Source organism: Pseudomonas sp. H3_C08 (assembly GCF_054669455.1).
On the sequence record NZ_CP162803.1, the window covers coordinates 563003 to 582732 of the forward strand.

The window sequence follows — 19730 nt, forward strand, 5'->3', positions numbered from 1 at the left end:
TTGCTTATTCCAGTTTCTTGAACAGCGCATTGCCGCATCGCGAGCAAAACGCGGCGCCATGTTCATGGCTGTTTTTCTTGCACACCGGGCAATCGTGTTGCAGCTGTTCGCCGCGCATGGCGTTGGCCAGTTCGGCGGTGAAAATCCCGGTCGGCACGGCGATGATCGAGTAACCGGTGATCATTACCAGCGACGAAATCACCTGACCCAGCGGGGTCTTCGGCACGATGTCGCCGAAGCCCACGGTGGTCAGCGTGACGATCGCCCAATAGATGCCTTTGGGAATGCTGGTGAAGCCATGCTCGGGGCCCTCGATCACGTACATCAGGGTGCCGAACACCGTCACCAGGGTGCAGACGCTGACCAGAAACACCACGATCTTCTGCTTGCTGCCGCGTAGCGCCGACATCAGATAATTGGCTTGCTTGAGGTACGGGCTGAGCTTGAGCACGCGGAAAATCCGCAGCATGCGGATGATCCGGATAATCAGCAGGTACTGCGCATCGCTGTAATACAGGGCGAGGATGCCCGGGACGATGGCCAGCAGATCCACCAGGCCATAAAAGCTGAAGGCGTAGCGCAACGGCTTGGGCGAGCAGTACAGACGCAGGATGTACTCGCCGAGAAAGATGATCGTGAAGCCCCACTCGATGTAGGCCAGCACGTCGGCATAGTTCTGGTGAATGCTGTCGATACTATCGAGCATCACGATCACCAGACTGGCGAGGATGATCAACAGCAGGGTGCCGTCGAAGCGACGCCCGGCGAGGGTGTCGCTCTGGAAAATCATGACGTAAAGCCGTTCGCGCCAACTGTTGCTGCTGTCCATGGATAACGCCTGAATCGAAGATCAGCGCAGCCTAGGTTGATTCTCCCCGTGAGCGCAAGGCGCACGCTCGACGGTGGCTTTGCCGAGCATCTGAATCCCGGCGCGGATCAGCCAGCCGGCGAGGATAAACGGCGCGGTCAATGTGGCGAGGCCGACGGCGGCAAACAGCGGTGTAACCAGCAGCGCTAACACGATGCCGACTAGCGGCAGCCACGGTTGTTGGCGTTGCGCGGAAAAGGCGAGGGCGGCGAGTACGGCGTTGTAGCTGCCGAGGCCTAACAGTGCAGCACTGGTTTCGTGGTGCAGCAGACTGGAGCCGAGGCCGATCGCCGACGCCAGCAGCGCCCAGCAGAATGCACGGCGATCAGCGATCAGCAAGCCGATGGCGATCAACGCGCCGGCCAGTGGATGACCAAGGAACATCACCTGGCCCAAACCACGCAGTTCGGCGGCGAGCAGGTTCAGCGGGTTCATCTCGATGTGCGTTATGGGCGCCGACGGTTCGGCGAACAACAGCAGGATCCAGCTCAGCGCCACGAACGGCGAGGTGTAGGCCGGAATCGAGCGGCTGCGGTACACATGTTTGAGCCATTGCTGCGTGGCCATCGCGCTCAGTCCGCCGGCTGCGAGAATCAGCGGCGGCAGCAGCGGCGACCATGGGAAATACAGGCTCAGCAGCAGGCCGAGCAGCACACCGTTGTAGCTGAACAGTCCAGCCTGGCGATCAGCCTTGGCGTAGTTGCGCCGTTGCGCGGTGAGCAAACCGGCGACGGCACCGAGCAGCGCTCCGGCGAACAGCACCGGTGCTGTCAGCAGGATCGCCAACAGGCACAGCAAGCCGCACAGCGGATGGCGCTGAAGGAATATCTGACTGAAACCGTTGAGCAAAGCCTCGGCCCAGTCGGGGCAGTGGGTGTTGAAGTGATTGGCAGGCATGGCAGTTCTGAAAGTCAGTGAAACCGGGTTGCCTTCTTCGCCAGCAGGCTGGCTCCCACATTGAATCTTTGTTCAGTCATTGAGTTTGTGATGCACACAAATCAACTGTGGGAGCGAGCCTGCTCGCGAAGAGGCCGGTACAGGCGCTAAATCAACGTTTCGATCCGCAGCGAGTTGGTCGACCCTGGCTGACCGAACGGCACACCCGCAGTGATCAGCAGTGTGTCGCCGCGCTCGGCCATACCCTGCGCCTGGGCGATTTCCAGCGCGGTGGAGCAAACCTCATCGACCTGACGCAGGCGATCGTTGACCACCGAATGAATGCCCCACGCCACGCTCAAACGCCGTGCGGTCTGCAGGTTCGGCGTCAGGTTGAGGATCGGCGCTTTCGGCCGTTCCCGCGCTGCACGCAAACTCGACGCACCGGACTCGCTGTAGTTGACCAGCACCGCCACCGGCAGCACGTTGCTGATACGACGAATCGCGCAGCTGATCGCATCGGAAACGGTCGCTTCAGCTTTCGGCCGGCTGACGTCGAGTTGGGTCTGATAATCCGGACCGTTTTCCACCTGGCGAATGATCTTGCTCATCATCTGCACCGCTTCCAGCGGGTATTCACCGGACGCGGTTTCCGCCGACAGCATCACCGCATCGGCGCCTTCGGCCACGGCGTTGGCAACGTCAGTCACTTCGGCGCGGGTCGGGGCAGGGGAGAAGCGCATCGACTCAAGCATCTGCGTCGCCACCACCACCGGTTTGCCGAGTTCGCGGCAGGTGGTGATGATGTTCTTCTGAATCTGCGGCACGCTTTCGGCAGGTACTTCAACGCCGAGGTCGCCACGCGCCACCATGATCGCGTCGCTCAGTTCAGCGATTTCGCGCAGTTGCTCAACGGCCGAAGGCTTCTCGATTTTCGCCATCAAAAAGGCTTTGTCGCCGATCAGCGCGCGGGCTTCGACGATGTCCTGCGGGCGTTGCACAAACGACAGCGCGACCCAGTCCACACCCAGTTCCAGACCGAAGCTCAAGTCACGACGATCCTTGGCAGTCAGTGGGCTGAGGTCGAGCACTGCTTGCGGCACGTTGACGCCTTTGCGATCCGACAACTCGCCGCCGTTGAGCACGGTGGTGTCGATCGCGTCAGCGTATTTGGTGACCACACGCAGACGCAGTTTGCCGTCGTCGAGCAGTAGATCCATGCCGGCTTCCAGCGCGGCAATGATCTCCGGATGCGGCAGATTCACTCGACGCTCATCGCCCGGTGTCGCGTCCAGATCCAGGCGGAACGCCTGACCGCGATGTAACTGCACCTTGCCGTCGGCGAACTTGCCGACGCGCAGTTTCGGTCCCTGCAAGTCCATCAGAATGCCCAGCGGGTAGTTGAGCTGGCGCTCGACTTCGCGGATCCACTGATAGCGCTTGGCGTGGTCGGCGTGATCACCGTGGCTGAAGTTCAGGCGGAAGATGTTGACCCCGGCTTCGACCAGTTCACGGATGTCTTCGATGCCATCGACAGCAGGCCCGAGGGTGGCGAGGATTTTGACCTTTTTATCAGGCGTCATGATTTGCAGCTCTCAAGGATCAGGATGGCGCGGAAGTCGTTGACGTTGGTGCGGGTCGGCTCGGTGACGATCAGCGCATCGAGCGCCGCGAAATAGCCGTAGCCGTTGTTGTTATCCAGCTCGTCGCTGGCGCTCAAACCGAGGGCGGCGGCGCGGGCGTAGCTGTCCGGGGTCATGATTGCGCCGGCGTTGTCTTCCGAGCCGTCGATGCCGTCGGTGTCACCGGCCAAGGCGTAAACCCCGGGCTGGCCTTTGAGGCTGTCGGTGAGGCTAAGGAGGAACTCGGCGTTGCGCCCGCCACGGCCATTGCCGCGCACGGTTACGGTGGTTTCGCCGCCGGAGAGAATCACGCACGGTGCCGCCAATGGCTGCCCGTGATGGATGACCTGGCGGGCGATACCGGCGTGGACCTTTGCCACTTCGCGCGATTCGCCTTCGAGGTCGCCGAGGATCAGCGTGCTGAAACCGGCCTGACGGCATTTCACCGCCGCAGCGTCCAGCGATTGCTGAGGACGAGCGATCAACTGGAAGTGGCTGCGCGCGAGGCTTGGATCACCGGGTTTGACGGTTTCCGACTCAGGGCTTTGCAGCCAGGTGCGTACCGAAACCGGAATCTCGATGCCGTAGCGTTTGATGATCGCCAGCGCTTCGGCGGAGGTGCTTGGATCGGCCACGGTCGGGCCGGAAGCGATGACCGTGGCGAGGTCGCCCGGTACATCGGAAATCGCGTAGGTATAAACAGTCGCGGGCCAGCAGGCCTTGCCCAGACGCCCGCCCTTGATCGCCGAGAGGTGCTTGCGCACGCAGTTCATCTCGCCGATGGTTGCGCCGGATTTGAGCAGGGCTTTGTTGATCGACTGCTTGTCAGCGAGGGTGATGCCTGCGGCCGGTAGCGCCAGCAGGGCAGAGCCACCACCGGAGAGCAGGAAGATCACGCGGTCGTCTTCGCTCAGGTTGCTGACCAGTTCGAGCACGCGTTTGGCCACGGCCAGACCGGCAGCGTCCGGCACCGGATGCGCGGCTTCGACCACTTCGATTTTTTCGCACGGGGCGCCGTGACCGTAACGGGTCACCACCAGGCCAGACACGTCACCTTCCCAGCAGCGCTCGACCACTTGTGCCATGGCAGCAGCGGCTTTGCCGGCACCGATGACGATCACCCGACCGCTGCGATCAGCAGGCAGATGGGCTTCGAGGACCTGGTTCGGATGGGCCGCGTCGATGGCTGTGGCAAACAGCTCGCGCAGCAGTTGTTGCGGATCGACCGACATGGCGGGCTCCCGGAATTCTTGTTATTCGAAAGGGCGGTAGAGATCCCTGTGGGAGCGAGCTTGCTCGCGAAAGCGGTGGATCAGTCAATATCCATGTCGACTGACACGCCCTCTTCGCGAGCAAGCTCGCTCCCACAGGTTTAAGCGGTGGGGCAGTGGCTTATTTGTTGTCGCGAATCGAGAAGTTGGCCATGTGCTCCAGACCCTTGATCAGCGCCGAGTGGTCCCAGTTGCTGCCACCGATGGCCGCGCAGGTGCTGAACACTTGCTGGGCGTTGGCGGTGTTCGGCAGGTTGATGTTCAGCTCCTTGGCGCCTTGCAGGGCCAGGTTCAGATCCTTCTGGTGCAGGCTGATGCGGAAGCCTGGATCGAAAGTGCCTTTGATCATGCGCTCGCCGTGCACTTCAAGAATCTTCGAGGAGGCGAAACCGCCCATCAGTGCTTCACGCACCTTGGCTGGATCGGCACCGTTTTTCGAAGCGAACAGCAGGGCTTCAGCGACGGCCTGAATGTTCAGGGCGACGATGATCTGGTTGGCGACTTTGGCGGTCTGACCGTCGCCATTGCCACCGACCAGAGTGATGTTCTTGCCCATGGCCTGGAACAGCGGCAGAGCGCGTTCGAAGGCATCGGCGTCGCCACCGATCATGATGCTCAGAGTCGCGGCTTTGGCGCCGACTTCACCACCGGACACCGGTGCGTCGAGGTACTGCGCGCCTTTCTCGTTGATCTTGGCGGCGAACGCCTTGGTCGCGGTCGGCGAGATCGAGCTCATGTCGATAACGATTTTGCCTTTGCTCAGGCCGGCGGCAACGCCGTCGGCGCGGAACAGTACGTCGTCGACCTGCGGGGTATCCGGGACCATGACGATGATGAATTCAGCCTCCTGCGCCACTTCGCGCGGGTTGGCCAGGGCGACGGCGCCAGCGGCGACCAGGTCGGCCGGGGCGGCGTCGTGGTGCGCGGACAGGAACAGGCTGTGACCGGCTTTCTGCAGGTTCGAAGCCATTGGGTGGCCCATGATGCCGGTGCCGATAAATCCGATTTTAGCCATGAGAAAATCCTCTTGTTTTTGTCTTGCTCAAGCAAATAGGGGGAAGCTGTTGCCTTTATGTAGGAGTGAGCCTGCTCGCGATTCAGGCGCTGAGGTACATCAGGTGTACCGAGGTGAATTCATCGCGAGCAGGCTCACTCCTACAGGGGATCTGCGTCAGATTGCGTTATGGGTTTTCAGCCAGCCGAGGCCTGCTTCGGTGGTGGTCAGCGGCTTGTATTCACAGCCCACCCACCCCTGATAACCGATGCGATCGAGGTGTTCGAACAGGAAGCGGTAGTTGATTTCACCGGTGCCTGGTTCGTTGCGCCCCGGGTTGTCCGCGAGCTGCACATGGTTGATCTCGCCCAGGTGCGATTGCAGGGTGCGGGCCAGATCGCCTTCCATGATTTGCATGTGATAGATGTCGTATTGCAGGAACAGATTGGCGCTGCCGACCTGCTCGCGAATCGACAGGGCTTGCGCTGTGTTGTTCAGGTAGAAACCCGGAATGTCGCGGGTGTTGATCGCTTCCATCACCAGTTTGATGCCCGCTGCCTGCAGCTTGTCGGCGGCGTATTTCAGGTTGGCGACGAAGGTCTTTTCCACGGTGGCATCGTCAACGCCTTGCGGACGAATACCGGCCAGGCAGTTGACCTGGGTGTTGCCCAGCACTTGCGCGTAGGCAATCGCCAGATCGACCCCGGCGCGGAACTCTTCAACCCGATCCGGCAGGCACGCGATACCGCGCTCGCCCTTGGCCCAGTCACCGGCCGGCAGGTTGAACAGCACTTGGGTCAGACCGTTGGCGTCGAGCTTGGCCTTGATTTCGGCAGAGCTGAAGTCGTACGGGAACAGGTACTCGACACCGCTGAAACCAGCCTTGGCGGCGGCGTCGAAACGGGCAAGGAAATCCTGTTCGGTGAACAGCATGGACAGGTTGGCTGCGAAACGCGGCATGGTGGTCTCCCGTTCTAGATTCTCGTTCCCACGCTCTGCGTGGGAATGCCTCAATGGACGCTCTGCGTCCGCTTTGGGACGCAGAGCGTCCCGGGCTGCGTTCCCACGCAGAGCGTGGGAACGATCAGCGGTCAGCAGTTAATCAAGCAGCGAAATCGCCGTTGGCGCATCGTTGCCGACCAGCGCCAGGTCTTCGAATTCGTTGACGGCGTTGATCTCGGTGCCCATGGAGATGTTGGTCACACGCTCCAAAATGATCTCGACGATCACCGGCACCTTGAACTCTTCGATCATCTGTTCGGCCTTGCGCAGGGCAGGGGCGATTTCCGAGGGTTCGAATACACGCAGCGCTTTACAGCCGAGGCCTTCAGCCACTGCGACGTGGTCAACACCGTAACCGTTGAGTTCCGGCGCGTTCAGGTTATCGAAGGACAGCTGCACGCAGTAGTCCATTTCGAACCCGCGCTGGGCCTGACGGATCAGACCCAGGTACGAGTTGTTCACCACGACGTGGATGTACGGCAGTTTGAACTGAGCGCCGACCGCCAGTTCTTCGATCATGAACTGGAAGTCATAGTCCCCCGACAGGGCCACGACTTTCCGGCTCGGATCGGCCTTCACCACGCCCAGCGCTGCCGGAATGGTCCAGCCCAACGGGCCGGCCTGGCCGCAGTTGATCCAGTGACGCGGCTTGTAGACGTGCAGGAACTGCGCGCCGGCAATCTGCGACAGACCAATGGTGCTGACGTAGCAGGTGTCCTTGCCGAACACCTGGTTCATTTCTTCGTAAACGCGCTGCGGCTTGACCGGCACGTTGTCGAAGTGAGTCTTGCGGTGCAGGCTGGCTTTGCGCTGCTGGCAGTCTTGCAGCCAGGCACTGCGGTTTTTCAGCTTGCCGGCGGCTTGCCATTCACGCGCTACTTCGATGAACACGGTCAGTGCTGCAGCGGCGTCGGAAACGATGCCCAGATCCGGCGTGAACACACGACCGATCTGCGTGCCTTCGATGTCGACGTGAATGAACTTGCGACCTTCGGTGTAAACGTCAACCGAACCGGTGTGACGGTTGGCCCAACGGTTACCGATACCCAACACCACGTCGGATTTCAGCATGGTCGCGTTGCCGTAACGGTGCGAAGTCTGCAGGCCAACCATGCCCACCATCAGCGGGTGATCGTCCGGGATAGTGCCCCAGCCCATCAGGGTCGGGATCACCGGGATGCCGGTCAGCTCAGCGAATTCAACCAGCAGATCGCTGGCGTCGGCGTTGATGATGCCGCCGCCGGCCACCAGCAATGGACGCTCAGCCTGATCCAGCAAAGCCAAAGCCTTCTCGACCTGAACGCGGGTCGCAGTCGGTTTGGCCAGCGGTAGCGGCTGGTAGGCGTCGATGTCGAATTCGATCTCGGCCATCTGCACGTCGAACGGCAGGTCGATCAGCACGGGGCCAGGACGGCCGGAGCGCATTTCAAAGAACGCTTTCTGGAACGCGTAAGGCACCTGGCCCGGTTCCAGAACAGTGGTCGCCCACTTGGTGACTGGCTTGACGATGCTGGTGATGTCGACAGCCTGGAAATCTTCCTTGTGCATACGGGCGCGGGGTGCCTGGCCGGTAATGCAGAGGATTGGAATCGAGTCGGCCGAGGCGCTGTAGAGCCCGGTGACCATGTCGGTACCGGCAGGGCCGGAAGTACCGATGCACACGCCGATGTTGCCGGCCTTGGTGCGGGTGTAGCCCTCGGCCATGTGCGAGGCGCCTTCAACGTGGCGAGCAAGGACGTGATCGATGCCACCGACCTTCTGCAAGGCGGAGTACAGCGGGTTGATGGCAGCGCCCGGGATGCCAAAAGCGGTATCAACCCCTTCACGGCGCATCACCAGAACGGCGGCTTCGATTGCTCTCATTTTGCTCATGGTTTTGTGCCTCTTTACGTTTTGTAATTGTATACAAGTGGCTTTGCGCAGAGTGTATTCACGGCGGACGGCGCAGGTCAATCCATTTTCTCAAGCGCCTGTTTCATTCGTCGGAAGCCTGTCGGACTGTGGCTTTTCGTCGCATGTGGCGCTTTTCGAGAATTATTGTATACAAAAAAATAACTCATTGTGTTCTATTTGTTGCATCGGCCTGCGGCAGAAAACCGCAGGCCCACGACTTTCCCTATAACAAAATGAGGACGGCACCATGAGCGCTTTAACCTTGAAAGTCGCAGTCAACCTGGTCAACGAAGCCATCAACGCAGGGCGCGGCATCAATGCCGCGCCGCTGACCATCGCGGTACTCGATACCGGCGGCCACCTGATCACCCTGCAACGCGAAGACGGCGCCAGCCTGCTACGCCCGAACATCGCCATCGGCAAAGCCTGGGGCGCCATCGCGCTGGGCAAAGGCTCACGCCTGCTGGCACTCGACGCCCAACAACGCCCAGCCTTTATTGCCGCACTCAACAGCATGGGCCAGGGCAGCGTCGTGCCGGCACCGGGCGGTGTGTTGATTCGGGATCAGGCGGGGAATGTGCTGGGCGCGATCGGGATTAGCGGGGATTTGTCGGATATTGATGAGCAGGTGGCGATCAGGGCGGTGGAGGCGTTGGAGTTGAGGGCGGATGCGGGGGTGGCTGCCTGAATCTGCGTTGATTGAATAACCGCTATCGCGAGCAGGCTCACTCCTACAGGGATTTGTGTTCAGACACAAAATGTTTGAACACCCCAGATCCCTTGTAGGAGTGAGCCTGCTCGCGATTGCTATCTACCAGACACATCCTGCCAACAGTTGACCGCTCCATTTGTCTTTCCCGGTACTAGCCTTTTCATGACCTGATCACAGAGGGCAAAGGAATGCCGGATCTACCTGCTGCACATAAATTGCGAGTCGGACGCTATACCGAAGTCAGTCGAATCTATCTGTTAACCAGCACCACTTATCAACGAAAGCCGATTTTCACGAATTTTGCCTTGGGAAAACTGGTCGCTGATCAATTTCGACACGCGCAAGATTCGGGGCTGGTGAGCTCATTAGCCTGGGTAGTCATGCCAGATCATTTCCATTGGCTGATTGAATTGCGACGAGGTTCATTGAGTGAGGTGATGCAAAAAACCAAATCGCTGAGCACCAAGGCTGTCAGGCACGCTTCCGGTGGAAACAGCGTTCTCTGGCAGAGAGGGTTTCATGACCGCGCGCTGAGGCGGGAAGAAGACTTGGTGAGGATGGCGCGTTATGTCGTGGCCAACCCATTGCGGGCCGGGCTGGTGGAGAAGCTTGGCGACTATCCGCTGTGGGATGCCATTTGGGTTTGAGCTGAAACCGAGTCGCCTCGATCGCGAGCAGGCTCACTCCTACAGGGGAACGCATTCCAAATGTGGGAGCGAGCTTGCTCGCGAAGCAGTCGCCGCGGTCTATCAGTCCGGCTCACACCCCTTCAACACCAACCGGATAATCGTCTGCGCCGCCGCTTCATAATCTGCCTCGTCCAGCTTGTCCTTGCCGGTCACCGCAGAAATCTGCCAGTCGAAGTCGGCGTAGGTCTGGGTCGCGGCCCAGATGCTGAACATCAGGTGATTAGGGTCGATCGGGGCAATTTGCCCGCGGTCGATCCAGCTCTGGATGCAATCGATGTTGTGCTTGGCCTGGCCGTTGAGTTGCTCGACCAGGTCGGCGCTCAGGTGTGGGGCGCCGTGCATGATTTCGCTGGCGAATACTTTCGAGGCGAAGGGCAGGTCGCGGGAGATGCGGATTTTCGAGCGGATGTAGCCGCTCAGCACTTCGCTCGGTACGCCGTCCGGATTGAACGGGGTCGAGGCCTGCAAAATCGGCACGATGATGCTTTCCAGAACCTCGCGGTAGAGGTTCTCCTTGGACTTGAAGTAGTAGTAGACATTGGGCTTGGGCAATCCCGCCTTGGCGGCGATGTCGCTGGTTTTGGTCGCAGCGAAGCCCTTGTCGGCAAACTCCTCACTGGCGGCACGCAGGATCAGTTCTTTGTTGCGCTCGCGGATTGTGCTCATAAACCCGGTGGTTCCTTGCCTGTTCTGGCGGTTGCGCATGGTAGCACCGGCCTCGCGCAGCGCTCAAGAATGCCCCGTGTGGTCTGTGGTCGCGTTATGCTTCGCACCATTCATACATAAAAGGAAACAGGATTCATGGCAGGAAGCAGTTTGCTGGTGCTGGTCGACGATATTGCCACTGTGCTGGATGACGTGGCGTTGATGAGCAAAATGGCCGCCAAGAAGACCGCCGGCGTACTCGGCGATGATCTGGCGCTCAACGCCCAGCAGGTCTCCGGCGTGCGTGCCGAACGGGAAATCCCCGTGGTCTGGGCCGTGGCCAAGGGTTCTTTCGTCAACAAACTGATTCTGGTGCCATCGGCGCTGGCGATCAGTGCGTTCGTGCCGTGGCTGGTGACGCCATTGTTGATGGTCGGCGGTGCGTATCTGTGCTTTGAGGGTTTTGAGAAGCTTGCGCACAAGTTTCTGCACAGCAAGGCTGAAGACGAGGTCGAACATGCGCAACTGACTGAAGCAGTTGCTGATCCGGCGACCGATCTGGTGGCGTACGAGAAGGACAAGATCAAAGGCGCGATCCGCACTGACTTTATCCTCTCCGCAGAAATCATCGCGATCACCCTGGGCACCGTGGCTACTGCTTCGCTGACTCAGCAAGTGATCGTCATGTCCGGTATTGCGATTGTGATGACGGTGGGCGTGTATGGACTGGTGGCGGGCATCGTCAAACTCGACGACCTCGGCTTGTGGCTGACGCAAAAGCCTGGGCAGTTGGCGAAGAAAATCGGCAGCGCCATTCTCAGTGCCGCGCCGTACATGATGAAAACCCTGTCGGTGGTCGGCACGGCGGCGATGTTCCTGGTCGGCGGCGGCATCCTCACCCATGGCGTGCCGGTCGTGCATGACTGGATTGAAGGCGTTGGCGCCGCGGCGGGGAGTGCCGGGTTTGCGGTGCCGATGTTGCTCAATGGTGTGGCGGGGATTATTGCCGGTGCGGTGGTGTTGGCGGTGGTTTCCGTTGTCGGCAAAATCTGGAAAGCCCTGAAAAACTGACATTCAACACAAAACCCTTTGTAGGAGTGAGCCTGCTCGCGATAGCGGTGTGTCAGCACTGCAAATGGTGGCTGGTACACCGCTATCGCGAGCAGGCTCACTCCTACAGTTGATTTGTGTTGTGCCAATAAAAAGGGCCATTCAATTTTCATTGAATGGCCCTTTTTTGTGCCTGCCGTTTTTACTCGGCGATCTGCAACTTACGCGCTTCGGTATACACGTAACGCACCTTCTCGTACTCGAACGGCGAGTTCATCTGGCCGTAGCGGAAGCTGGTCTGGTAGCGCTTGTCGACCGCGCGCAGGGCCCAGATTTCCGGGTGGTTGGAGCTGACTTCCGAGACGTTGAGGAAGTTGATCGCTGATTCGGCGGTGTAATCCACAGCAAGACCGGCGGTGTCGCGGATGTTCGACGGGCCGAGGATTGGCAACACGAAGTAGGCGCCGCCCGGTACACCGTAGAAGCCCAGGGTCTGGCCGAAGTCTTCGCTCTGGCGCGGCAGGCCCATGGCGGTCGCTGGGTCCCAAAGGCCGGCAATGCCGATGGTGGTGTTGAGCAGCAGGCGCGCGGTGGTTTCCATCGAGCGCTGACCTTTGAACTGCAACAGGCTGTTGACCAGGTTCGGCACGTCACCGAGGTTGTTGAAGAAGTTGCTTACCCCGGTACGCACAAAACTCGGCGTGATGTAGCGATAGCCATCGACCACCGGCAGGAACACCCATTGGTCGAAGCGGTAGTTGAAGTGGTAAACCCGACGGTTCCACGACTCCAGCGGGTCGTAGACGTTCAGCGCGTTGAGCGTCGAACGCTCGAACTCGCGCTGATCCAGCCCCGGGTTGAACTTGAGTTTGGACAGCGGCTCTTTGAAGCCGTCGCTGTCGACGACGACCGGCGCGTTGGCTTTACTGTTGTCGGCCTGGGCCACGCCTGCGCAGAGGAGCGCTGCCATCAGCAGGAGATATTTAGCCACGGAAGAACTCCAGCATGGCGTCGCTGTTGACGCGGTAGTTAAGGTTGCCGCAATGGCCGCCCAGTGGATAAACGGTCAGACGATCACCGAACGTTTTACGCAGGAAACCGAGATCGCCCGGGCCGAGGATCACGTCGTCGGCGTTGTGCATCACGGCGATTTTCGGGCTGTCGTGCAGGTAATCCTTGAGCGCATACAGGCTGACCTGGTCGATCAGCTGCAGCAGGCTGCCGCCGTCAGTGCGCGCACGCCACATCGGAATCACCTGATCGGTCAGATAGCAGTCGAAGTCGCACTGCAGCGCGCGCTTGAGGAATGGCGTGAGGCTGGTGCCTTCGGTGATCGGGAACTTCGGCGGGGTGATCAGGCCGCGACGGTTGATCAGATCCGAGGTGAAGGCAATGTCGGCCGCCGAGAAGCGGAACGAGGTGCCGATCAGCATCGCCATCTGTTCGTTGGTCAGGTGCTGCTTGGACTGCTGGAAGTCGTAGAGCAGTGCATCGTTGAGGTCGATGTAGCCTTTCTGCTGGAAGTAGCGGGTCAACTTCGACAGCACCAGTTCATAGAACGTGGTGCTGTTGTTGATGCCTTTCACCTCGGTTTGCACCAACTTGTCGAGGTTGGTCACCGAGGTGTAGAGGTTGACCGGCGGATTGAGCAGCAGGACTTTCTTGAAGTTGAAGCTGCGGCGCGTCTCGTCCAGATGCGCGACGAAGGCGGCATCAAGGGCGCCGAGGCTGTAACCGGTCAGGTAGTACTCGGTCACCGGCAGTTTCGGGTTCTGCGCGCGCACGGCCTGCATCACCCGATACATGTCTTCGGCGTCTTCCTTGGTCACGCCCGGGGTCGCGAAGCGCGAGGCGGCGCTGATGAAGTCGAAACTGGTCGGCGACGACAATTGCACGACGTGGTAGCCGGCCTTGTAGTAGAGCTTTTTCAGGTATTCGTTGAGGGTGCTGTCATAACGCGCGCCGGTGCCGGCGATCAGGAAGATCAGCGGTGCCGGTTTGTCCTGGGTGGCGATGCGATAGGTGAGTTTTTTCACCGCCCAGAAGTTGTCCGGCAGGATGAACTCTCGCTCCGGGCGCAACGTCAGGCTGCGGTCCGACTGATTGATGTCGTCGTCCAGCGGCAATTCCGGGCGCAAGTCCGGCGGCGTCGTGGCGATGGTCGCCTCGAACGGGTTGGTCAGGGGGTAGCCATAACTGGCGGCATCGATATCCACCGCCAGTGCGGACGCACTCAAAATAAGGCCGCTGAACAGCGCGGCGAAGCGCAAGGAACGGAGCATGACTAGATCCCTTAGAGGAAGGTGCCGAATGAAGTTCGCAGGCTATGACCACCGGGGTTGCGCCAAAGTGCCATGCTGCGGCACCAAACAGGCAGAATTCGGAGTAATAGTAGCTGGACGATACACTTTGCACGCCCTGAATGAACAGTTAACAGTTGTTAGTTCTTGCACACGGCTGGCGGCAGATTAAGCTGGCCGCCGATTTCCGAAGATTGGAGTGTTTCATGTCCCGCCGTTTGCCCGTGATTTTGCTGCTCATTCTGTTGCCGTTGTGGCTGGCCGCCAGTTATGGCGCGCGTTATGGCTTTATGGAAGACGGAAAGTGGGTGGGCATCTGCGTGGATGAGGCCAGTCGCTGGGAATGTCAGGTGCGGTCGAACCTTGGGTTGATGATTCACTTCAAGGTGATGGGCTGGACGGCGTTGGGTGCGGCATTGATCGGTTTTGTCTTGCCGGGGCGGGCAGGGTGGTGGCTGGCGGTGCTGGCGCTGGTGTTTGGGGCGCCGGCGCTGGCGTTGTACAACACCACGTTGGCGGTGTTTGCGCTGGTGATTGCCGGGTTGCGTCTGGTCCGGGAGTCCCGCAGCGCCTGACAGTCAGTCTTCGCGAGCAAGCTCGCTCCCACATTTGGAATGCATTCTCCTGTGGGAGCGAGCTTGCTCGCGAAGAGGTCTTTAGCCTCGCTGAAAATCAGACCTTGCGAACACGCAGGCAGCGCCACAACGCAGCCACCATCAAGCCACTCACCAACGCCCAACCCCACGCCTGCTGATTCTGCAAACCTTCCTGATACAACTGCGGCGCAATCCCCGCGCCGACAATAAACGTCAGCAGGGCAATTTCCCTACGCGGCACGCTCACCGGCCGGCACAGATAAACCAGCGCCGGCAGCACGAACGCCATGCTCGCAAAGCTGCGATAACGCGGATCGAAGACCATCTCCAGCATCATTACTGCTGCGGCAAAACCTGCCGCTGCGACCAGCCAGCCCGCGCGGCGCTCCAATAGATTGAACGCCCGCTCACGCCAGCCAGTACGGGTGCTCAACGTCAACGCAGCGTGCGCCAGAACCAACAGATTCAACACCGTCAGCAAGCCGACCCACAACCACTCACTGGCAAACCGCGTGGTTACCCGTGCGAGATCACCCCAGGCGCCAATCGAGCAAGCGGCGAGGGCGCCCAGCAGCGGCAACACCAACGCCGAGCGCGTAGTGCGGACGCGACCGCCAAGGATCAGCGTGCCAAGAAAAATCAAACCACCGACCGCCAGCCATTCCTTCCAATAGGGGACGTTGGTCACCGGCCCGGCCAGCACGCCCTTGTCGTGACGGTCGGCATCGAACAAGCCCCAATAGCCACCGACTGCGCCTTCACTGCCGCGCTTCCACGGCTGGTCGAAGGCTTCGATCAGGTTGTAATGCCAGCCTTCCTTCTCGGCCATCGCGACAAAACCACGAATGAATTTGGCCTCATTGACCCGACTCGGCAGGGCGGTTTCGCGCTGACGGCCTTCGCTCGGCCAGCCGGTTTCGCCGATCATCACGTCTTTCGGTGCGAATTTATTACCGAACACCTGGCGCACATCCGCCACATGCTGCAGGGCGACATCGATGTTCGACGGATCATCTTCCCAGTACGGCAGCAAATGAATTGTCAGAAAGTCCACCGCTGGCGCGACTTCAGGATGCTTGAGCCAGAACTCCCAGACATCGGCGTACGTGACCGGTTGCTTGACCTGACTTTTGACCTTGTTGATCAATCGGGCCAGTTGCGCGCCGGTGACTTCCTTGCGCAGCAGCGCCTCGTTGCCGACGATCACTGCACTGACCACATCCGCGTTGGCGTTGGCCGATTTGATCAGCAGGTCGACTTCCTTTTCGGTGTCCACCGGGTTGCTGTTGACCCACGCGCCGATCATCAATTTCAAGCCGTGTTTGCGCGCCAGATCCGGCAGCGCTTCCAGGCCCGTCATCGAGTAAGTGCGTATGCACTCAAAGCGTGTCGCCAGCAATGCGAGGTCGGCGTCCATGCGCTCCGGGCGCAGTTTGAACGGCACGTCGAACGGCGATTGGTCTTTATCGAACGGGGTGTAGGAGGCGCACTGCAATTTATGCGTCGGGGTCGCGGCGTCGGGCAGGATCACCGCTTGGCCGAGGCCGTACCAGAAGCCGCCGAGGGCAAACAGCCCCAGCAGGCAGGCGAAGAGATAAGGCAGAAAAGGGAAGCGGGAAGTCGCGGACATGGTCAGGCCGAGTGGCTGCAAAGCGACGCATGTTACCTGCATTTATAGAGGGGTTGGTGGCCCGCATGATTTTGACATGCAAAGTTCGGGCGGATTATTTGGCGTCATTTATATAGCCGCGATTAATGGCCTTCTGATGTCGTTTCTCGTTGCCTTGAGGTCGCTGACAGAGCAGGTCGCTGCGGGCGTCAGGTTGATGATCGAAAGCGTCAGTACTCCGCTGACGACGAACGAGTTTGCGGTCAGGCGTGATGGGGGCGCCGTGCACCATAACAATACGTTGACGCCGCCCGTCATCCGTCGGGCGCAGCATTTCGGGGAAGTAACGATGAAGATGCGACGACTTTTAGGCGCAAGTGCTGCTCTGGTGCTTGCGATGAGTTCCACTTTCGCCAGCGCAGAAAAACAGACCCTGAACATCGGTTACGTTGACGGCTGGTCCGACAGCGTTGCGACCACCCACGTAGCGGCCGAAGTGATCAAGCAGAAACTCGGCTACGACGTGAAACTGCAAGCCGTTGCCACCGGGATCATGTGGCAGGGTGTTGCCACCGGCAAACTCGACGCCATGCTCTCGGCCTGGCTGCCCGTGACCCACGGCGAATACTGGACGAAAAACAAGGATCTGGTCGTCGATTACGGCCCGAACTTCAAGGATGCGAAAATCGGCTTGATCGTGCCGGAGTATGTAAAAGCCAAGTCGATCGAAGACCTGAAAACCGATGACACCTTCAAGAATCGCATTGTCGGCATCGATGCCGGGTCAGGCGTAATGCTCAAGACTGATCAGGCGATCAAGGATTACGGCCTCGACAAATACAGCCTCAAAGCCAGTTCCGGCGCCGGCATGATTGCCGAGCTGACCCGTGCCGAGAAGAAAAACGAATCCATCGCCGTCACGGGTTGGGTGCCGCACTGGATGTTCGCCAAGTGGAAACTGCGCTTCCTCGACGACCCGAAAGGCGTGTATGGCGCAGCTGAAACCGTGAACAGCATCGGCAGCAAAGAGCTGGCAACCAAGGCGCCGGAAGTGGCCAAGTTCCTGAAGAACTTCCAGTGGGCGTCGAAAGACGAAATCGGCGAAGTCATGCTGGCGATTCAGGACGGTGCCAAACCTGAAGCCGCGGCCAAGGATTGGGTGGCCAAACACCCGGATCGCGTGGCTGACTGGACCAAATAACCGCCACACCGCCTAACCCTGTGGGAGCGAGCCTGCTCGCGAATGCGATCTGTCAGTTGATGCAAATATCGACTGATCCGACGCCTTCGCGAGCAAGCTCGCTCCCACAGTTGTTTTGTGTGTACCGGAAATTGGCAAAAGTGTCATGGCGTTCTACTACTAAGGTCGTCTGTTACTGCGCTCGCAGCCGCATACATTAGCTATGTTCCAACAATAATCTGTGCTGCGAGGATAAAAACAATGAACGACAGCATTTACCTCTCGATTCAAAACAGTCCCCGATTCAAGGAGCTGGTTCAGAAAAGGGAACGATTCGCCTGGATTCTCTCGGCAATCATGCTCGGGCTGTACTCCGCATTCATTCTGTTGATCGCTTACGGGCCGCAAGTGCTCGGGGCGAAACTCAGTCCTGAATCTTCGATTACCTGGGGCATTCCGATCGGTGTCGGTCTGATTGTCTCGGCCTTCGTCCTGACCGGTATCTATGTGCGCCGCGCCAATGGCGAGTTTGACGACCTGAACAATGCGATTCTCAAGGAGGCTCAGCAATGATCCGGCGTCTACTGGCTCTTCTGAGCATCTCGGCGTTCGCGCCTGCGGTCTGGGCCGCTGACGCCCTGACCGGCGAAGTTCACAAACAACCGCTCAATGTCGCGGCGATTGCCATGTTCGTGGTGTTCGTCGGTGCGACCCTGTGCATCACTTACTGGGCGTCCAAGCGTAACAAGTCGGCTGCCGACTACTACGCGGCGGGCGGCAAAATCACCGGTTTCCAGAACGGTCTGGCGATTGCCGGTGACTACATGTCCGCGGCGTCCTTCCTGGGGATTTCCGCGCTGGTGTTCACCTCCGGCTACGATGGCCTGATCTACTCGATCGGCTTCCTGGTGGGCTGGCCGATCATTCTGTTCCTGATCGCCGAGCGTCTGCGTAACCTGGGGAAATACACCTTTGCCGACGTGGCGTCCTACCGCCTCGGGCAAACCCAGATCCGCACGCTATCGGCCTGCGGCTCGCTGGTGGTGGTGGCGTTCTACCTGATCGCGCAAATGGTTGGTGCCGGCAAGCTGATCCAGCTGCTGTTCGGTCTCGACTACTACGTGGCGGTGATTTTGGTCGGTATCCTGATGTGCATGTACGTGCTGTTCGGCGGCATGCTGGCGACCACCTGGGTGCAGATCATCAAGGCGGTGCTGCTGCTGTCCGGTGCCTCGTTCATGGCGCTGATGGTGATGAAGCACGTCAACTTCGACTTCAACATGCTGTTCTCCGAGGCGATCAAGGTTCACCCGAAAGGTGAGGCGATCATGAGCCCGGGCGGTTTGGTGAAAGATCCGGTATCGGCGTTCTCCCTCGGCCTGGCACTGATGTTCGGTACCGCTGGCCTGCCGCACATTCTGATGCGTTTCTTCACCGTGAGTGACGCCAAAGAAGCGCGTAAGAGCGTGCTCTACGCCACTGGCTTCATTGGTTACTTCTACATCCTGACGTTCATCATCGGCTTCGGCGCGATCCTGCTGGTCAGCACCAACCCGGCCTTCAAAGATGCGGCGGGCGCTCTGCTCGGCGGCAATAACATGGCGGCGGTGCACCTGGCTGACGCGGTGGGCGGCAGTATTTTCCTGGGCTTTATCTCGGCTGTAGCGTTTGCGACCATTCTGGCGGTAGTGGCGGGTCTGACCCTGGCCGGTGCTTCGGCGGTCTCTCACGATCTGTATGCCAGCGTGATCAAGAAGGGCAAGGCTAACGACAAGGATGAGATTCGCGTTTCGAAGATCACCACGGTTGCGCTGGGTATTCTGGCTATTGGCTTGGGTATCTTGTTCGAAAGCCAGAACATTGCGTTCATGGTGGGCTTGGCGTTCTCGATCGCTGCCAGCTGTAACTTCCCGGTGCTGTTGCTTTCGATGTACTGGAAGAAGCTGACCACTCGGGGCGCGATGATTGGTGGCTGGTTGGGTCTGGTGAGTGCGGTGGGCTTGATGATCCTTGGCCCGACCATCTGGGTGCAGATTCTGCATCATGAGAAGGCAATCTTCCCTTACGAGTATCCGGCGTTGTTTTCGATGATCATTGCTTTTGTCGGGATCTGGTTCTTCTCGATTACTGACAAGTCGACGGCTGCGGATAACGAGCGGGCGCTGTTCTTCCCGCAGTTTGTGCGTTCGCAGACTGGGTTGGGGGCGAGTGGGGCGGTTTCGCATTGATGGTTTGATGGTTTTGTAATGTTGTGCTGAATGCCCCGGTTGAGATATCGGGGCATTTTTATTGGGCGGTTATCGGCTAGAGCTGTGTACATATCCGTTGCTGCGGTAACGGCGGCTTAGGGTTTCGCCCTTACGGCGACTCACTTTTTTTACAAACGCCTAAAAAAAGTAAGCAAAAAAACGCTTGCTCCTACG

18 protein-coding genes are annotated in these 19730 nt (G+C 59.4%); 7 read left to right on the forward strand and 11 right to left on the reverse strand.

Annotated elements, in window-relative coordinates:
- Nucleotides 1-4: 4 nt before the first annotated feature.
- The 7 genes from AB4N74_RS02710 to gcl form a co-directional block, all read right to left on the reverse strand.
- Nucleotides 5-829: an ion transporter gene (locus tag AB4N74_RS02710; protein ID WP_093439865.1), complete on the reverse strand. Its 825-nt coding sequence runs from the start codon at nt 827-829 to the stop codon at nt 5-7.
- A 21-nt stretch (nt 830-850) separates the two neighbouring features.
- A complete protein-coding gene (locus tag AB4N74_RS02715; protein ID WP_460098116.1) occupies nt 851-1765 on the reverse strand; it encodes an urea transporter in 915 nt (304 codons plus the stop codon).
- 146 nt (nt 1766-1911) lie between these two features.
- Nucleotides 1912-3327 carry a pyruvate kinase gene (gene pyk, locus AB4N74_RS02720; protein WP_099758384.1) on the reverse strand — a complete coding sequence of 472 codons (1416 nt, stop codon included), beginning with the start codon at nt 3325-3327 and terminating at the stop codon, nt 1912-1914.
- Nucleotides 3324-4598, reverse strand: coding sequence for a glycerate kinase type-2 family protein (locus tag AB4N74_RS02725; protein WP_460098118.1), 1275 nt, complete (start codon nt 4596-4598; stop codon nt 3324-3326). The genes pyk and AB4N74_RS02725 overlap by 4 nt, the downstream gene beginning before the upstream one ends.
- 160 nt (nt 4599-4758) lie before the next feature.
- On the reverse strand, nt 4759-5652 hold the full coding sequence (locus tag AB4N74_RS02730) for a 2-hydroxy-3-oxopropionate reductase (RefSeq protein WP_007919937.1): 894 nt from the start codon (nt 5650-5652) through the stop codon (nt 4759-4761).
- A gap of 156 nt (nt 5653-5808) precedes the next feature.
- Complete coding sequence (gene hyi / locus AB4N74_RS02735; protein ID WP_025111893.1) at nt 5809-6591, reverse strand: hydroxypyruvate isomerase; 783 nt, start codon at nt 6589-6591, stop codon at nt 5809-5811.
- Nucleotides 6592-6729: 138 nt separating this feature from the next.
- Nucleotides 6730-8505 (reverse strand): glyoxylate carboligase, encoded by a 1776-nt coding sequence (gcl, locus tag AB4N74_RS02740; RefSeq protein ID WP_007919935.1) that lies wholly within the window; start codon nt 8503-8505, stop codon nt 6730-6732.
- A 268-nt stretch (nt 8506-8773) separates the two neighbouring features.
- Between gcl and AB4N74_RS02745 the strand changes: the two genes are divergently transcribed.
- Both AB4N74_RS02745 and AB4N74_RS02750 read left to right on the forward strand, forming a co-directional pair.
- The gene (locus AB4N74_RS02745) at nt 8774-9214 is read left to right on the forward strand and encodes a GlcG/HbpS family heme-binding protein (RefSeq protein WP_016987506.1); all 441 of its coding nucleotides are present in this window, start codon (nt 8774-8776) and stop codon (nt 9212-9214) included.
- A 212-nt stretch (nt 9215-9426) separates the two neighbouring features.
- Nucleotides 9427-9885, forward strand: coding sequence for an REP-associated tyrosine transposase (locus AB4N74_RS02750; RefSeq protein WP_095126519.1), 459 nt, complete (start codon nt 9427-9429; stop codon nt 9883-9885).
- Nucleotides 9886-9987: 102 nt separating this feature from the next.
- Here AB4N74_RS02750 and AB4N74_RS02755 read toward each other — a convergent pair whose 3' ends face one another.
- On the reverse strand, nt 9988-10593 hold the full coding sequence (locus AB4N74_RS02755; RefSeq protein ID WP_007919931.1) for a TetR/AcrR family transcriptional regulator: 606 nt from the start codon (nt 10591-10593) through the stop codon (nt 9988-9990).
- A gap of 135 nt (nt 10594-10728) precedes the next feature.
- Here AB4N74_RS02755 and AB4N74_RS02760 point away from each other — a divergent pair, with 135 nt between their 5' ends.
- Nucleotides 10729-11643, forward strand: a complete 915-nt coding sequence (locus AB4N74_RS02760) for a DUF808 domain-containing protein (protein WP_099758387.1) — start codon at nt 10729-10731, stop codon at nt 11641-11643.
- Between the two features lie 181 nt (nt 11644-11824).
- Here AB4N74_RS02760 and AB4N74_RS02765 read toward each other — a convergent pair whose 3' ends face one another.
- Nucleotides 11825-12613, reverse strand: coding sequence for an MlaA family lipoprotein (locus tag AB4N74_RS02765; protein ID WP_034151542.1), 789 nt, complete (start codon nt 12611-12613; stop codon nt 11825-11827).
- A complete protein-coding gene (locus AB4N74_RS02770; protein WP_064117369.1) occupies nt 12606-13904 on the reverse strand; it encodes a hypothetical protein in 1299 nt (432 codons plus the stop codon). The genes AB4N74_RS02765 and AB4N74_RS02770 overlap by 8 nt, the downstream gene beginning before the upstream one ends.
- A gap of 224 nt (nt 13905-14128) precedes the next feature.
- Between AB4N74_RS02770 and AB4N74_RS02775 the strand changes: the two genes are divergently transcribed.
- Nucleotides 14129-14497 carry a hypothetical protein gene (locus tag AB4N74_RS02775; protein ID WP_093439893.1) on the forward strand — a complete coding sequence of 123 codons (369 nt, stop codon included), beginning with the start codon at nt 14129-14131 and terminating at the stop codon, nt 14495-14497.
- Between the two features lie 97 nt (nt 14498-14594).
- On the opposite strand, the gene AB4N74_RS02780 is transcribed toward AB4N74_RS02775, so the two are convergent.
- Nucleotides 14595-16190, reverse strand: coding sequence for a glycoside hydrolase family 17 protein (locus AB4N74_RS02780; RefSeq protein ID WP_460098123.1), 1596 nt, complete (start codon nt 16188-16190; stop codon nt 14595-14597).
- A gap of 286 nt (nt 16191-16476) precedes the next feature.
- Between AB4N74_RS02780 and AB4N74_RS02785 the strand changes: the two genes are divergently transcribed.
- The 3 genes from AB4N74_RS02785 to AB4N74_RS02795 all read left to right on the forward strand — a co-directional run bounded on the left by AB4N74_RS02785 (nt 16477) and on the right by AB4N74_RS02795 (nt 19535).
- Nucleotides 16477-17328, forward strand: coding sequence for a glycine betaine ABC transporter substrate-binding protein (locus AB4N74_RS02785; RefSeq protein ID WP_034151546.1), 852 nt, complete (start codon nt 16477-16479; stop codon nt 17326-17328).
- A 240-nt stretch (nt 17329-17568) separates the two neighbouring features.
- On the forward strand, nt 17569-17880 hold the full coding sequence (locus tag AB4N74_RS02790) for a DUF485 domain-containing protein (protein WP_093439905.1): 312 nt from the start codon (nt 17569-17571) through the stop codon (nt 17878-17880).
- Nucleotides 17877-19535 (forward strand): cation acetate symporter, encoded by a 1659-nt coding sequence (locus AB4N74_RS02795; RefSeq protein WP_093439909.1) that lies wholly within the window; start codon nt 17877-17879, stop codon nt 19533-19535. The genes AB4N74_RS02790 and AB4N74_RS02795 overlap by 4 nt, the downstream gene beginning before the upstream one ends.
- Nucleotides 19536-19730 lie beyond the last annotated feature (195 nt).